Here is a 15,542-nt window from a genome sequence, read left to right as displayed (position 1 = left end):
ATGTCCAACAGCCGCGGTCAGGTCAGATTCCTGTGAATGAATGTCCTGATTGCCTCAACATACGCGTCCGGGTGTGTGGCGTGTGGAATGTGGCCAGCGCCTGGAAGGGCAATGACCTCTACGTTGGGCAGCACGTCGGCGAGCTTTGCCACTACCGGGGCGAACATCGGCGGACTTTGGTCGCCGGTCGTGAGCAGCGAGGGTGGAGAGAACCCCTTGATCCATTCAAGATCGAAAGCAAGTTGCTCGGGATCGTTTGACTCGTCCAAGAAGGTCGGTGCGTTCTCGATTAATGTCTGCTGGGACTCAGGCGGGAACTGTGCCCAGGTGTTGGGGCCGAGCGCAACCTTCTCGACGAACTGCTCCGCGGCACCGGCATGATCGCCGGAAGCGATGCGCTCGACGACAGCACCGATCTCGTTCTCGACTTCTTTTAGCAGCGGCGCCATGGCCGGATCGTCTTCGAGCAACGAGAACAGCGGCGGCTCGTGAGCGATGAGTCCCCTGAAAAGGTCGGGGCGCTCTCCGGCCAGCCGGAGTGTGATCGACGCGCCAAACGAGTTGCCGACTACCCACGCAGGGGCTAGCCTCAGGTTCTCGATCAACGCGGCCAGGTCGGCGACATCTTCCCGGACACTTCCTTGCGCGTCTAGGCGCTGACTTTCGCTGTGCCCGCGTCGGTCGTAGGCAAGCACCCGGAACGAATCGGCCAAACGCGGAACAACCGGATCCCAACCGTGGTGCGAGTCCCAAGACCCGTGCACGAGGACGAGAGGAGTGTCGCCCGTAGCGTTAAGCTCATAAAACAGCTGGACGCCGTTAACATTAATGGTTGCCATGTCATCGTCCTTCCGCTTTATCCGTTTGTTCCCAGAAAGGTTATGGGGGAGATCCACTCTGGAATCGCACAACGCGCTGCCCATAAGCTGTCGGAGTGTCGGAGCCATGGACGATCATCCGCTTCATCGGCCTGTTACCTCGCCCGTTCGGTGAAATCGGACGCCACGCCGACGCGCCAGTCCGAATGAGCAAGATGCGGCACCTGTTCTGCTCAGCGGAAGTGCGATCATGACCCTCGATATCGCCGCTGCGATCACCCGCAGGCCGATTCATGGTTGCGGCTCGATGTTGTGGTTTCTGCGGAAGAAGTTATGGGGATCATAGCGGGTCTTGATCCGCCGCAGGCGCTCCGCGTTGTCACCGAATGCGGCCCGAAGACGCTCCTCGCTTTCATCGTGGCTGAGAAAGTTCACGTACACGCCGGTGGCCGCGTGCTCGCTGAGCCGGGTATGGCATTCCCTCGCCCAGCCGATGCACTGCTCGTCCTCCGCCGGCCGCTCGGCACGTCCGCCGAGCGTCACGATAAAGCCGGCGTCCCGGTGCGGGTACGCCGTCGCGTCGGGCGCAGGCTCGCCGATGCGCCCGCCCAGGTGCTGAATCAGGATGTCGCACAGCGGGTTCGGCATCGTCGCGGCACAACCGACGAGGGTATCGATGAGCTCGTCGGATAGCGTGGCGAGGTTGTGGGACTTCCAGTAGTAGCGTCCGCCCTTCGGGTACAGGGGGTCGGAACGGCGCTGGGCCTCCGCGTAGCGTGCAGGGGCGACGGCATCGGCGAGCGGACGGCCGAACTCGCGCAGAGGCCGGAGTATCTCCTCACCGTCCTCCAGGTCCCCAACGTAGCACTGGATCAGGAAGAGCACTTTGGTTCCGTGTACCTGCTCCGGCAGGAACGGCAGCGGTGGCGCCGTCAGGAAGTCCGCATAAACGGTGCACTCCTTCGGCGCCCTGCTCGTGAACGCCTCGTAGTGCCGGAGCACCGCCGCCGCATCCTCTAACCGGTGGACGGTCGGGCCGAAAAGCACCTCCGGCCCAAGCTCGTGAAGCCGGAACTCGAACGAGGTGACGACCCCGAAGTTGCCGCCCCCGCCCCGTATCGCCCAGAAGAGGTCCGCGTTCTCCTGCGCGCTGGCCTTCACGAGCTCCCCTTCGGCGGTGACGACGTCGGCGGCGAGGAGGTTGTCGGCGGCGAGACCGAAAGTCCGCGCGAGCCAGCCGAATCCACCCCCGAGCGTCAACCCCGCCACGCCGGTCGTCGAGATGATGCCGCTCGGGGTCGCGAGACCGAACGCCTGCGTCTCGTGGTCGACGTCGCCCCATTGGGCGCCGCCCTGGACACGGACGGTGCGTGACTCCGGATCGACGTCAACGGCACGCATGAGCGACAGATCGATCATCAGGCCGCCGTCCACGCTGGCGAGCCCGGCGACGTTGTGCCCGCCCCCGCGCACCGCGACCGTCAGGCCGGTCTCGCGCGCGAATTTCACCGCCGCGATCACGTCGGCCACACCTGTGCAGCGCGCGATAAGCGCGGGGCGCTCGTCGATCATCGCGTTCCAGAGCGCGCGGGCCTCGTCATAGCCGTCGCTCTCGGGCCGCAGCAATTCGCCGCGCAGGCTCGTCTCGAAGGGCCCGAGCGCCGCATCCGTCCGACTCGCATCTGGCATCGCTCCTCCTACCGGAAGCGCGGGGCTTCCGCTACGGGTTCCCGTCTAATCGATTGCCGGCGACGCCGAGTTGCTCCATGAGCGCGAGGGTGTCGTAGTAGTCACGCTCCCAACCGATCCGTCCCTCACGGACCTCCACCACGCTGCAGGCGACCACCTCCATCCTCCTGCCGGTGGGCGGGATACCTTCCAGATCGCCGCGGTGCGTGCCTGCAAAAACGTACTCCACGATGGATACGCTCTGACTCGGCAAGTGCTGGTGGCGGATCTCGATGGCGAGATCCGGGAACGCCGTCGTGAACGTCTCCACGACCGCAAGGACGGCCGCCACGCCCCGGTGCTCGACACCGTCGCCGCCGGTGTAGCTGCAGTCGGGGTGGTAGATCTCGCGGAGCCGCTCGAAATCACGATCCGGCACGGCTTCGTAGACGGCGCGATGGAGTTCCCTCGTGGTGCTCATCGGTGGATGATGGTTTCGCGGATGAAGCCGATGACGGCGGTGGCACGCCCGGAGCGCGGGCCAGCCGGAGTTCGCTTGCGCAGCTTGTCCTGTCTACCCCACAAAAACGGATTCTAGTTGGCGTGGCCCAGGGGTCAAGGTGGTGGGAATTACGCTGGGGTCCGCCTTCAAACAGAAGAACAACGATTCAACGGCAGCGACTGCTGAAGCTGGGTGGGAGCTGCTGGAACTCGCGGGCGCCAGACGTCAGCGGGGCACGGACTTGTATTCCGACATACTTCGCCTCTCCAAACACCGCTACTCGTCTGCTCCGGGTACATCAGCGCAACGTTGCATCGCAAGAACCGACCCTGTCGCACGCCTGTGCTTCGTCAACGCCGGCAGCGACATCGAAAACGTCTGTCCCCGATTATCCCGTATCCTGGGTTTGCGGACGGCTGGAGGCAATGCGAGGCATCAACTCCAGGGCGACCCGATTCCGCCATAGCCGTGTCCCCTGCCAAACAGGCGGACAGAGAGGCTAGGACACTTATTTCGTCTCGTTCTTCTCCTGAGCCTGTGCCTGCACAAGCTTCATCTGCTCTCCGCAGCAGATCTCTGCATGTGGCATGCTTTCTGGACAAGGACAAGGCTTCTCATAAACAAGCTGGGCTCCGCACTTCTCGCACGCATATCGATCACCGACATTACGTTGCATTTCGCTCTCCTTCTTAGCTTCACACGTAAGAGTAGGGTATACCGGCCACCTGCGCTCGCAAGCATCGCGATCGTGTCGCCTAACGTGTTAATTCCCCGCCTGCGCAGCTTTTCGGAGAAACCCGCAATCTCCGCAGAAAGCCGGGTTAGGAGAAACCGGGGTCTGTCCCCGATTATGTGAGGAGAAACCGGGGTCTGTCCCCGATTATGTGTCCGATTGCGGTCTCGTTCTACCGCGGGGCGATCGGCCTGTTGTTCGTGCTCGCCTGGCTTGCATTGCGCCCGCGCGGCAGCGGGTTGGGGCGTCCGCGACTGTGGCTCTGGTCGGCGGTTGCCGGTGTGGGTGTAGCGGGTAACTTCGCATTCTATTTCGTCAGCATCGCGCATGGCAGTGTCGCGGTTGCGGCAACACTGATGTACTGCGCGCTGGTGTATGTCTACCTCGTGTCCTTCGCGCTCAAGCTCGAACGACCCACGGTGTCAAAGTGGGTCGCGCTCGCGCTCGTCTTGCTCGGCGTCGTACTGCTGACCGGCGTGCACGATATCGGAGCGAGTGAGGTTACGGCGATCGCTGCCGGTGCCGGGCTGCTGGCCGGCGTGTCCTATGCGGTATTCATCTTCGGCTTCAAGTACGCGGCACCCCACGGCAGCCCCCAGGCGATTCTCGCGATCGCGTTCGCGGTACTCACCGCCATCCTTGTCGGGTTGAGCGATGCCGGGCAGACCGTGGCGCTTGCGGTATCGCCGAGTTGGCCCCTGCTGGTGGTGTTGGGGGTGCTAGGCGCCGGATTGTCGTTCATTCTCTACGTCGCGGGCCTGAGGCACACCGCGCCGGCGGTCGCGTCGGTGGTGGCGATGGTCGAGCCGGTCACCGCTTCGCTCTTCGGCGTGGTGATCCTGCAGGAATCCCTGGGCGCGCGACAGATGCTCGGCATGGCTTTGATCGTGGCCACGGTAACCGCGCTGAGCGTCCGGTCAGGAACCGGCCGGTCTGAGCGCTCGGCAGTCTGATCCTCGCTTAGGGTTCGGGGCTTGCGGTGCGCGCAAAGTACGGATAGATGGCAACGGAGGCACCTTGATGAAGGTTCAGACCCTCAGCCACACCTCCCCGGGCTCCCGCTCGACCTGCTCGCGCTCGCCATTCACACGCAGGAGCGGGGTCTTGATGTTTGCCTTTGCTTTTACCAAAGAAGCAAAATGCAGGACCTGACTCTGCGACGCGCTGCGATGACCCTGCGACCGAGACCTGCCCTTGCGATGCGCGCGAAGGTAGGAGCGCATGTTCCTGGAGCTTCTTATTCGGTCCTGCCCAGGCCCCTGCCTGGCGCGCTCTCGGCAGTGCCGACTCGTATCACGAACACATCGCGGTCCATGGCGACGCCGCCGCGCCCGCGATTGGAGGCTGTCTCGCTGCTGTCGCGCTGGCCGGGCGGCAGGAACGCCTCTTGTACCTGAAGCTCGATGCGGTTCTTTCCGGGCTGCAGGGGGATGCGTACCGTCTCGCTGCTCCCCGGCTGCGGGTTGAACAAACGGCGCGCCTGGCCCTGCATCGGCGTAACCCGGAAGGTGCGCGGGTCGATCGCCTCGTGGTAGTGGATGATCAGCTCCAACTCCCGGGTGCCGGCGGGGACGTGAAACTGGTCGCGCAGCGGGGCCGAGTAGGTCAGCAGGTCGTTGCGCAGCTCGTGCTGGCTGGAGAACGGGCTTCCCGCGAAACGGCTGCCGTCACCCGGCCCATTACCGCCGCCATCGTCCGGATACTCTTCGCCCGGACAGGCGGGCCCCGCGGTGATGCCGGCGACGGTCATGTCGTCAATCCAGGGGACATCCGGAGTCTCCTCGTCGACGTCCGAGTAGTCCCACTCGTTCCAGTTGTAGTTGATGGACGGCACCAATCGGTACTCGCGTGGTCCCGGCGGGTAAGGGCTGATCAGCTGCAGGCCCAGTCTGCTCGCGCCTGGGCGCGCGTACACTCCCCAGTGCACCCAGTTGGTCTCAGAGATTGCAAAGTCGCGAGATGCATCCTTGGGAGCGTCAATGGCGACCGGGACGTGCCAGCCATCGCGCGAGAAATTTCCCTTCGAGTCCGAGGGGTAGTCGCTTGGATCGAAGCCGCGCGCGTCCACCGCCTCGGTGCAGCCGATCGCCAAGACGAAACCATTCACCTGTCCGGTGTTGGACTCGGGCATTAGAAGGTCATAGGTATAGGCGTAGTGACCATGAGCGTTGCGAGTGACGTCGACACTGATCGTAGTCGGCGAAATGTCGTCATCGCGTAGTCGGGGGTCCTTACGTTCGGCGGCATTAATAACGGAAGCGCCGAGGAGCAGACCGATGGGAAGCCACAGCGCATGGATGATTCTCTGGGTCATGGCGAAGCCTCTCAGTTCGGAAAGCGGTAGTGAATCCCCGCGGAGGGAATACGCGTTCCCTCAAGCCAGCTTGTAACGACGTCAAGTCGGTCGAGTACCGTACCGTCGCCGCTGCCTGATGGGGTCGCAGTCATACTTAGGCCCACGGGCTCCTTTCCAGGTGTTCCCACCAACCGGTCGTCGTCGTTGAAGTCGATGTCGATGCCCTGGCGGTGCGAGCCGTGGCAGCGCGGAGTTCCGTGGTTGGGAATCTGGGGGATGGATTCGTGCTCGGGGGTCACACGTGCGCGGGCGATGACGCCGCCGAGTGGTAGGCTGCCATCATTTAACGACAGTAGCCTCCCCGTTTCATTGTGGTAGATAGCCGCCAGGGTCATGACCCTCGAACGCGTGTTGATCGTCAGCCAGTGCGGGTAGTCTGCATGGCGGCAGCTCCCGGCGTCGGCGAAAGCGAGCGGCGCGTTGTCGTGGGTGATGCGTACCAAGTCGGGCACCGCGATGCGGAGTTGCCGTTCCACAGGTTGACCGACCAACTTTGGGTCAGTCCCGCTGGCCGGGCGCGTGACCTCAAACGCGAATGACTCCTCGGCCGCATGCGCCTGGGCCTGATAGCGTGTTTTGAAACGACCCTGCCAGTCGGTAACTCCTTCGATGACTGTCCCGGCCTGGGTCGGCTCGTCCGGGTTGACGACTGCGTCGAATCCGAGGCTGGAGAACTCTCCGGTGCCGATATCATTTTTGGTCAAGTACGGTTGCGCATTGGTCTCACTCTTCGCAATCGTTGCGCTCACGCGGACTCGCGCACCGGCGATCGGGCGCGAGCATCCGAGATCATCGGTTACAACGACAGTAACTTCGGTGGTTTCACCCTCCCTGAGCCGCGTGCGCTTGGGTTCGATCGCCGATGCCATCTCCGTTGTCGTCAGCCGGGGCACGAAGCGTGTCGGGCGCAGTGTATCGGCACCGAGGAAGGCGCCATCGTGATAAACCTCGACCCGGACGCGGTCGTGTTCCTCCATGCACTGAAGGACCAACGCCGACCACCAGGACACGGATGGACCACACGAGCCGTCGCTCCAGCATAAGGCCTCGCCGCCGAGATAGCTGACGCTGTTGAATGCAAGTGGTTGGCCCGAGTCAACATCGCGCCAAATCCACATGAAGGTTTCCCCGGGAGCGACGGAATAGATCCGCTCTTTGGTCTCCGGATCCGTTACCCAAGGCTCGAAAGTGACCAGCGCGCCAGCGGCACTATATTGCTGACGCTGGAACAGATTGTTCACGATTGGTACTACCTGTCCGTTTACCTGGACTAAGCCAGCAAACTTCGATGGAACCGCCGCCGTTGCTGCAGAGCAGGCGATCAGTGAAAGAAGCGGGAACCAGCCTAGGACGTAGAGCGCGCGCCACAGCACGATCGTTAGTGCTGGAACCGCACTAACGGTAGGATGAGAATAGGGCATTGGAAGGAACCCTTCATTGTTATTGTGTTGTAATCCGCAGCCTAGAGGGCGCATGCGCGGTAGGCCCAGTCTCGCACAATCAACGTTGCACGACAACTGAAGATACTGTGTATTTCTAGGAAACCAGAGAGGCTCACATCTGGTGTTATATGGAAACCAAGGCGCGGGTCAGAGAGCAATTTCCGCTAATCTCCGAACAACAAGAAGGAGGGGGGGGCCAAGGGAGCACGGCTTCACGCTTCCTGGTGTTCCGCAGCACGTCATCCAGTGCGGCGACAACGGAGCAGGATTGCCGCCGGCATCTGGACGATCTGCGCGCGGCGAGCGTCGACTTATGAAGGTAGGCGAGAAGGGAGAAGGGTCAGACGTCAGACCCGGAGAAAGAAGCAGAAGAAAAGCTGAGCTATCCCGCCTTTCGTGGAGACGGGGGCTGCCCTGGTCGGAGGAGAAACTCATGAGTACGCGATCGCAGAACAACACAGCGGGGCTGTTTCCGCCGGCCCTGTTGGCAGTTGATCTGGTGGCAATCATTTTGATCGGGATCGCTTTCGCGGAATTGTTCCCGGGAAGCGGGAAGCCGCTCGGCCTGATCCCGGCGGAGTTCGCTTGGCCGATTTTCCTTGGGGTGATTGCGGTTGCTGTGATCTGCATGTTCATACAGTTTCGGATTCTGCTTGTGCGCAGCGAACGGGCGCAGCGCAATCGGCAGGGTAACTGAGAGTGATCTGGGATCGCCCCTAGTTTACGGGGTAGTCGGGGCAGGCATGAGGCGCGGGTTTCGTGTTTGGCTCATCGCGGGCTCGCTCCTCAGCGCGCTGGCGTCGCTCTACTGCTCCCTGTGGATTATCTCTGCCGCAAGTCTGGCGTCAGGCTTCTGTGGCTCTGAGTTCTCGTTGTTCGCGGAGCATGTTCGCTGTCGTCAAGTTCATTACGCCATGACGCTTACCGGCATGTTCGCTCTGCTTTGCGGGTATCTTGGCTGGGCGGCGGCACACGCTGGTCGTGGCAGCGCCGTGTAGCGGTGTGCGAACCGCCGGCCAGAGTGGTCTGACCTGCGGAGTAATCGGGAATTGATCCTGCCAAGATCCAGATAGACTGGTATGGCGCCGTGCGGTCTCAAACGATGCGCGCTCCGCGTTTCCAGCGCAGCTTTCGTCCGAATCGATAGTTGTCGCCCTCGACGTTCAGGATCATCGTCTCGCCGGGGAAGCTAACGCGCTCCTGGATGAGGTTTAGGACGCGCACGGCGCGGCTTTTGCTATGTGGCCGGAGCACGCCCGTGACGCCGAATCCAAGGATGAAGAGCGGGCGGTGCGCGAAATGCTTCACCCGCTTCCGTACCAGGTACACGCGTCGCAGGCCGGGAATTGACTTGAGTGCGTCGCGTAGCTGCGTCAGGACGTCCGGGGGCAGTCCGTGGGGGTCGAACTTGTCACGCACGGTTACCCCTTCCCGCTCGGCGTGAGCGGCCTGCTCGAGTTGGGCGCGCTGAACGTGCTCGTGGTTCCAGGCATGGGCCAGCATGAACCGCCCCGGGTTTCGCGGAGGCTCCAACCTCTGAGAGAATGGAGCCATGAACAAGACCAACAAGTTTTCCCCGGAAGTGCGTGAGCGCGCGGTTCGCATGGTGCAGGAGCATCGGGGCGGATATTCCTCGTTGTGGGCTGCTGTCGAGTCGATCGCGCCCAAGATCGGCTGCGTGCCGCAGACGCTGCTGGAGTGGGTCAAGCGTGCGCAGGTCGATTCCGGGGCGCGTCCGGGCACTCCCACGACGGAGACGCAGCGCATCAAGGAACTGGAGCGCGAGAACAAGGAATTGCGCCGGGCCAATGAGATCCTGCGCACCGCCAGCGCTTTTTTCGCGCAGGCGGAGCTCGACCGCAAGCTGAAGTAAACGCCTACATCGATCAGCACCGAGACGTTTACGGGGTCGAGCCGATCTGCAAGGTGTTGCAGGTCGCCCCGTCCGCCTACCGGCGCCATGCGGCCTGCCAGCGTGATCCTGATCTGCGCAGCGCCCGCGCCAAGCGCGATACGGTGCTGATGGCGGAGATTGAGCGGGTTTGGCAGGCCAACCTGCACGTCTACGGCGCGGACAAGGTTTGGAAGCAGCTCAACCGCGAAGGCATTGCCGTGGCGCGCTGCACGGTCGAGCGGCTCATGCGCCGCCTGGGCTTGCAGGGCGCGCGCCGTGGTAAGTCGGTGCGCACCACCGTAGCGGAGCGCTCCGCGCCGTGCCCGCTGGACCGGGTCAATCGCCGATTCACGGCCAATCGCCCCAACCAGCTGTGCATAATCGGGGACAGACTGAGCTAACCCGCTTTTCTCGGACACTTTTGAAGGTAGACAATACCTCAGGAGGTGTCCGATGGGAACGAAGAAGAATAAGGTGAATCCGGAGCGCCTGCGCACCCGGTATACGAAAGAGTTCAAGCTCGAAGCAGTACGCCTATTGGAGCTTGGCCAGAAGCCAGCGACCCAGCTCGCGCTGGAACTGGGAGTCGCGCGCAACCAGCTTTATAAATGGAGGGAGCAGCTCGACGTCGCTGGAACAGATCGCGCTTTCCGTGGACCAGGCCGCAAGCCCCTTGACGAGCAGAGCGAAATCGAACGCCTGCGCCGAGAGCTCAAGCGGGTCACCGAGGAGCGCGACATCTTAAAAAAAGCTGCGGCGTACTTCGCGAAGGATCTGACGTGAAGTACGCCTACATCGCAGTGTCGCGCTCGCAGTACTCCTTGGCCTCATTGTGCCGTGCCCTACAGGTCTCGCGCAGCGCTTTTATGTGGCAGGGGCGCGGGACTAGCGCCCGCGCGCAGTCTGATGCCGCCCTCCTGATCGAGATCCGCCGCATCCACCGTGAACACCGACAGGCGTGCGGCGCGCTCAAGACTTGGCATGTTCTACGCCGCGAAGGCGTCCCCTGTGGCAAGCACCGTGTGGCGCGGCTGAGGAAGCGCGATGGCATCGAAGCCAACCGCAAGCGCCGCTTTCGGGTGATCATCGAGCACCACCAGACACCTCTGGCGGCGCCCGATAGACTGGAGCGTCGTTTCCTCGCGTCGGCGCCCAATCGTGCGTGGGTCGGGGATATCACCTTCATCCGCACCCGGGAGGGGTGGCTCAACCTCGCGGTGCTGCTCGACCTCTACTCCCGCAAAGTGGTGGGCTGGGCGATGGGAACGCGTCCGGACAAAGATCTCGCTCTAGCTGCGTTGAACATGGCGCTCGCGCACCGGGCGCCCCCACCGGGCCTCATCCACCACACGGACCGCGGAGCCACCTACAGCGCCGCTATGTATCGGGATCGCTTACAAGCAGCGGGCGCCCTTCCCAGCATGAGTGGTCGCAAGAGCGCTTACGACAATGCGGTCGCGGAGAGTTTCTTCTCGAGCCTAAAGAACGAGCTCGTGCACCACCGCGACTTCCCGACGCGGGACTATGCCAAGGCCGCGATCTTCGACTACATCGAGGTGTACTATAACCGGCAGCGATTGCACCAGACTCTGGGCTATCGCACGCCGGAGGAAGTTGATGGCGAATGGCGAAATGCTTAATTAACCTGTCCGAGGAATCCGGGTTAGCTCAGACCCCGGTTTCTCCTAACCCGGCTTTCTGCGGAGATTGCGGGTTTCTCCGTGCATAATCGGGGACAGACCCCGGTTTCTCCTAACCCGGCTTTCTGCGGAGATTGCGGGTTTCTCCGAAAAGCTGCGCAGGCGGGGAATTAACACGTTAGGCGACACGATCGCGATGCTTGCGAGCGCAGGTGGCCGGTATACCCTACTCTTACGTGTGAAGCTAAGAAGGAGAGCGAAATGCAACGTAATGTCGGTGATCGATATGCGTGCGAGAAGTGCGGAGCCCAGCTTGTTTATGAGAAGCCTTGTCCTTGTCCAGAAAGCATGCCACATGCAGAGATCTGCTGCGGAGAGCAGATGAAGCTTGTGCAGGCACAGGCTCAGGAGAAGAACGAGACGAAATAAGTGTCCTAGCCTCTCTGTCCGCCTGTTTGGCAGGGGACACGGCTATGGCGGAATCGGGTCGCCCTGGAGTTGATGCCTCGCATTGCCTCCAGCCGTCCGCAAACCCAGGATACGGGATAATCGGGGACAGACGTTTTCGATGTCGCTGCCGGCGTTGACGAAGCACAGGCGTGCGACAGGGTCGGTTCTTGCGATGCAACGTTGCGCTGATGTACCCGGAGCAGACGAGTAGCGGTGTTTGGAGAGGCGAAGTATGTCGGAATACAAGTCCGTGCCCCGCTGACGTCTGGCGCCCGCGAGTTCCAGCAGCTCCCACCCAGCTTCAGCAGTCGCTGCCGTTGAATCGTTGTTCTTCTGTTTGAAGGCGGACCCCAGCGTAATTCCCACCACCTTGACCCCTGGGCCACGCCAACTAGAATCCGTTTTTGTGGGGTAGACAGGACAAGCTGCGCAAGCGAACTCCGGCTGGCCCGCGCTCCGGGCGTGCCACCGCCGTCATCGGCTTCATCCGCGAAACCATCATCCACCGATGAGCACCACGAGGGAACTCCATCGCGCCGTCTACGAAGCCGTGCCGGATCGTGATTTCGAGCGGCTCCGCGAGATCTACCACCCGACTGCAGCTACACCGGCGGCGACGGTGTCGAGCACCGGGGCGTGGCGGCCGTCCTTGCGGTCGTGGAGACGTTCACGACGGCGTTCCCGGATCTCGCCATCGAGATCCGCCACCAGCACTTGCCGAGTCAGAGCGTATCCATCGTGGAGTACGTTTTTGCAGGCACGCACCGCGGCGATCTGGAAGGTATCCCGCCCACCGGCAGGAGGATGGAGGTGGTCGCCTGCAGCGTGGTGGAGGTCCGTGAGGGACGGATCGGTTGGGAGCGTGACTACTACGACACCCTCGCGCTCATGGAGCAACTCGGCGTCGCCGGCAATCGATTAGACGGGAACCCGTAGCGGAAGCCCCGCGCTTCCGGTAGGAGGAGCGATGCCAGATGCGAGTCGGACGGATGCGGCGCTCGGGCCCTTCGAGACGAGCCTGCGCGGCGAATTGCTGCGGCCCGAGAGCGACGGCTATGACGAGGCCCGCGCGCTCTGGAACGCGATGATCGACGAGCGCCCGCGCTTATCGCGCGCTGCACAGGTGTGGCCGACGTGATCGCGGCGGTGAAATTCGCGCGCGAGACCGGCCTGACGGTCGCGGTGCGCGGGGGCGGGCACAACGTCGCCGGGCTCGCCAGCGTGGACGGCGGCCTGATGATCGATCTGTCGCTCATGCGTGCCGTTGACGTCGATCCGGAGTCACGCACCGTCCGTGTCCAGGGCGGCGCCCAATGGGGCGACGTCGACCACGAGACGCAGGCGTTCGGTCTCGCGACCCCGAGCGGCATCATCTCGACGACCGGCGTGGCGGGGTTGACGCTCGGGGGTGGATTCGGCTGGCTCGCGCGGACTTTCGGTCTCGCCGCCGACAACCTCCTCGCCGCCGACGTCGTCACCGCCGAAGGGGAGCTCGTGAAGGCCAGCGCGCAGGAGAACGCGGACCTCTTCTGGGCGATACGGGGCGGGGGCGGCAACTTCGGGGTCGTCACCTCGTTCGAGTTCCGGCTTCACGAGCTTGGGCCGGAGGTGCTTTTCGGCCCGACCGTCCACCGGTTAGAGGATGCGGCGGCGGTGCTCCGGCACTACGAGGCGTTCACGAGCAGGGCGCCGAAGGAGTGCACCGTTTATGCGGACTTCCTGACGGCGCCACCGCTGCCGTTCCTGCCGGAGCAGGTACACGGAACCAAAGTGCTCTTCCTGATCCAGTGCTACGTTGGGGACCTGGAGGACGGTGAGGAGATACTCCGGCCTCTGCGCGAGTTCGGCCGTCCGCTCGCCGATGCCGTCGCCCCTGCACGCTACGCGGAGGCCCAGCGCCGTTCCGACCCCCTGTACCCGAAGGGCGGACGCTACTACTGGAAGTCCCACAACCTCGCCACGCTATCCGACGAGCTCATCGATACCCTCGTCGGTTGTGCCGCGACGATGCCGAACCCGCTGTGCGACATCCTGATTCAGCACCTGGGCGGGCGCATCGGCGAGCCTGCGCCGACGCGACGGCGTACCCGCACCGGGACGCCGGCTTTATCGTGACGCTCGGCGGACGTGCCGAGCGGCCGGCGGAGGACGAGCAGTGCATCGGCTGGGCGAGGGAATGCCATACCCGGCTCAGCGAGCACGCGGCCACCGGCGTGTACGTGAACTTTCTCAGCCACGATGAAAGCGAGGAGCGTCTTCGGGCCGCATTCGGTGACAACGCGGAGCGCCTGCGGCGGATCAAGACCCGCTATGATCCCCATAACTTCTTCCGCAGAAACCACAACATCGAGCCGCAACCATGAATCGGCCTGCGGGTGATCGCAGCGGCGATATCGAGGGTCATGATCGCACTTCCGCTGAGCAGAACAGGTGCCGCATCTTGCTCATTCGGACTGGCGCGTCGGCGTGGCGTCCGATTTCACCGAACGGGCGAGGTAACAGGCCGATGAAGCGGATGATCGTCCATGGCTCCGACACTCCGACAGCTTATGGGCAGCGCGTTGTGCGATTCCAGAGTGGATCTCCCCCATAACCTTTCTGGGAACAAACGGATAAAGCGGAAGGACGATGACATGGCAACCATTAATGTTAACGGCGTCCAGCTGTTTTATGAGCTTAACGCTACGGGCGACACTCCTCTCGTCCTCGTGCACGGGTCTTGGGACTCGCACCACGGTTGGGATCCGGTTGTTCCGCGTTTGGCCGATTCGTTCCGGGTGCTTGCCTACGACCGACGCGGGCACAGCGAAAGTCAGCGCCTAGACGCGCAAGGAAGTGTCCGGGAAGATGTCGCCGACCTGGCCGCGTTGATCGAGAACCTGAGGCTAGCCCCTGCGTGGGTAGTCGGCAACTCGTTTGGCGCGTCGATCACACTCCGGCTGGCCGGAGAGCGCCCCGACCTTTTCAGGGGACTCATCGCTCACGAGCCGCCGCTGTTCTCGTTGCTCGAAGACGATCCGGCCATGGCGCCGCTGCTAAAAGAAGTCGAGAACGAGATCGGTGCTGTCGTCGAGCGCATCGCTTCCGGCGATCATGCCGGTGCCGCGGAGCAGTTCGTCGAGAAGGTTGCGCTCGGCCCCAACACCTGGGCACAGTTCCCGCCTGAGTCCCAGCAGACATTAATCGAGAACGCACCGACCTTCTTGGACGAGTCAAACGATCCCGAGCAACTTGCTTTCGATCTTGAATGGATCAAGGGTTCTCTCCACCCTCGCTGCTCACGACCGGCGACCAAAGTCCGCCGATGTTCGCCCCGGTAGTGGCAAAGCTCGCCGACGTGCTGCCCAACGTAGAGGTCATTGCCCTTCCAGGCGCTGGCCACATTCCACACGCCACACACCCGGACGCGTATGTTGAGGCAATCAGGACATTCATTCACAGGAATCTGACCTGACCGCGGCTGTTGGACATCCGCTGCCGTTAGAAAGTGAGAACTGAGCGGACCGGGGTTCTCCGTCAGTATTCCAAGGTGATCGTCATATCGAGGTTCCGCCCGTCGTATGTAAAGCTGGCGGCGTCAAACGAAGGCGCACTCATCGTGGCTTTTGCGTCATTCGAAAAACCGTAGCCTTCCGTGGGAATCCCTAGCCAGTTTGTGTCCAGCTTGCCGTCCATATTCTCATCATGGATGACGGCAAGCGCATATGTCCCCGGCGGGATGTCTAGAAAATCGCAACGCGCCTCAGTATCTCGAATCTTTATCACCATGATGTTGGTCGCGTAGTGCAGAAACTCAGTGGGAAAGCCATCTGGGCCTTCGAACAGGGCACACGCTATCGCCCCAACGTTGTTTCTGATGTCCAGAATGTTCACGTGAATTCCAGGACACGATGTTTGGGCAAAGGTGATGGCGGGAAGGTTCGCAAACACCAGCACGGCGCACAGTGCTACATAGCGTACGCCCTTGGCGGCGCGCCTCAGTGGATTTCTGTCTGTAAGGGTCAACGCGGGATTCTGATGGGTAGACGCACACATGATC

The 15,542-nt window shown here is 62.6% G+C and carries 12 protein-coding genes, 3 pseudogenes and 1 other annotated feature; of the genes and pseudogenes, 8 read left to right on the top strand and 7 right to left on the bottom strand.

Annotation, left to right across the window (positions count from 1 at the left end):
• Window positions 1-17: 17 nt before the first annotated feature.
• From HUS23_02730 to HUS23_02720, 3 genes are all read right to left on the bottom strand, one after another.
• On the bottom strand, window positions 18-839 hold the full coding sequence (locus tag HUS23_02730; GenBank protein QKT02801.1) for an alpha/beta hydrolase: 822 nt from the start codon (window positions 837-839) through the stop codon (window positions 18-20).
• 270 nt (window positions 840-1,109) lie between these two features.
• On the bottom strand, window positions 1,110-2,507 hold the full coding sequence (locus tag HUS23_02725; protein ID QKT02800.1) for an FAD-binding oxidoreductase: 1,398 nt from the start codon (window positions 2,505-2,507) through the stop codon (window positions 1,110-1,112).
• A 31-nt stretch (window positions 2,508-2,538) separates the two neighbouring features.
• Window positions 2,539-2,967 (bottom strand): ester cyclase, encoded by a 429-nt coding sequence (locus HUS23_02720; protein ID QKT02799.1) that lies wholly within the window; start codon window positions 2,965-2,967, stop codon window positions 2,539-2,541.
• A gap of 903 nt (window positions 2,968-3,870) precedes the next feature.
• Here HUS23_02720 and HUS23_02715 point away from each other — a divergent pair.
• Window positions 3,871-4,674 carry a DMT family transporter gene (locus HUS23_02715; GenBank protein QKT02798.1) on the top strand — a complete coding sequence of 268 codons (804 nt, stop codon included), beginning with the start codon at window positions 3,871-3,873 and terminating at the stop codon, window positions 4,672-4,674.
• A gap of 284 nt (window positions 4,675-4,958) precedes the next feature.
• Here HUS23_02715 and HUS23_02710 read toward each other — a convergent pair whose 3' ends face one another.
• Window positions 4,959-6,035: a hypothetical protein gene (locus HUS23_02710; GenBank protein QKT02797.1), complete on the bottom strand. Its 1,077-nt coding sequence runs from the start codon at window positions 6,033-6,035 to the stop codon at window positions 4,959-4,961.
• Between the two features lie 11 nt (window positions 6,036-6,046).
• A complete protein-coding gene (locus tag HUS23_02705; protein QKT02796.1) occupies window positions 6,047-7,318 on the bottom strand; it encodes a hypothetical protein in 1,272 nt (423 codons plus the stop codon).
• A 634-nt stretch (window positions 7,319-7,952) separates the two neighbouring features.
• Between HUS23_02705 and HUS23_02700 the strand changes: the two genes are divergently transcribed.
• Window positions 7,953-8,216: a hypothetical protein gene (locus HUS23_02700; GenBank protein ID QKT02795.1), complete on the top strand. Its 264-nt coding sequence runs from the start codon at window positions 7,953-7,955 to the stop codon at window positions 8,214-8,216.
• Between the two features lie 398 nt (window positions 8,217-8,614).
• Here HUS23_02700 and HUS23_02695 read toward each other — a convergent pair whose 3' ends face one another.
• Window positions 8,615-9,022, bottom strand: a complete 408-nt coding sequence (locus HUS23_02695; protein ID QKT02794.1) for a hypothetical protein — start codon at window positions 9,020-9,022, stop codon at window positions 8,615-8,617.
• Window positions 9,023-9,071: 49 nt separating this feature from the next.
• On the opposite strand from HUS23_02695, the pseudogene HUS23_02690 reads away from it, so the two are divergent.
• The 6 genes and pseudogenes from HUS23_02690 to HUS23_02665 all read left to right on the top strand — a co-directional run bounded on the left by HUS23_02690 (window position 9,072) and on the right by HUS23_02665 (window position 14,957).
• Window positions 9,072-9,793: pseudogene (locus HUS23_02690) on the top strand (IS3 family transposase).
• Window positions 9,350-9,463: a sequence feature (AL1L pseudoknot), on the top strand. Its footprint overlaps the pseudogene before it by 114 nt.
• A gap of 73 nt (window positions 9,794-9,866) precedes the next feature.
• Window positions 9,867-10,196: a transposase gene (locus HUS23_02685; GenBank protein ID QKT02793.1), complete on the top strand. Its 330-nt coding sequence runs from the start codon at window positions 9,867-9,869 to the stop codon at window positions 10,194-10,196.
• On the top strand, window positions 10,193-11,053 hold the full coding sequence (locus HUS23_02680; GenBank protein QKT04941.1) for an IS3 family transposase: 861 nt from the start codon (window positions 10,193-10,195) through the stop codon (window positions 11,051-11,053). The genes HUS23_02685 and HUS23_02680 overlap by 4 nt, the downstream gene beginning before the upstream one ends.
• Window positions 11,054-12,139: 1,086 nt before the next feature.
• Window positions 12,140-12,439 (top strand): ester cyclase, encoded by a 300-nt coding sequence (locus tag HUS23_02675; GenBank protein QKT02792.1) that lies wholly within the window; start codon window positions 12,140-12,142, stop codon window positions 12,437-12,439.
• A 31-nt stretch (window positions 12,440-12,470) separates the two neighbouring features.
• A pseudogene (locus HUS23_02670) lies at window positions 12,471-13,866 on the top strand (FAD-binding oxidoreductase).
• 270 nt (window positions 13,867-14,136) lie between these two features.
• Window positions 14,137-14,957 (top strand): annotated as a pseudogene (locus HUS23_02665) (alpha/beta hydrolase).
• A 62-nt stretch (window positions 14,958-15,019) separates the two neighbouring features.
• Here HUS23_02665 and HUS23_02660 read toward each other — a convergent pair.
• Window positions 15,020-15,538, bottom strand: a complete 519-nt coding sequence (locus HUS23_02660) for a DUF2141 domain-containing protein (GenBank protein ID QKT02791.1) — start codon at window positions 15,536-15,538, stop codon at window positions 15,020-15,022.
• Window positions 15,539-15,542: the final 4 nt, after the last annotated feature.

Source organism: Ectothiorhodospiraceae bacterium 2226 (assembly GCA_013348725.1).
Classification (GTDB): Bacteria; Pseudomonadota; Gammaproteobacteria.
The sequence above is the reverse complement of the archived record's forward strand: the minus strand, read 5'-3'. Positions and strand labels throughout refer to the sequence as shown.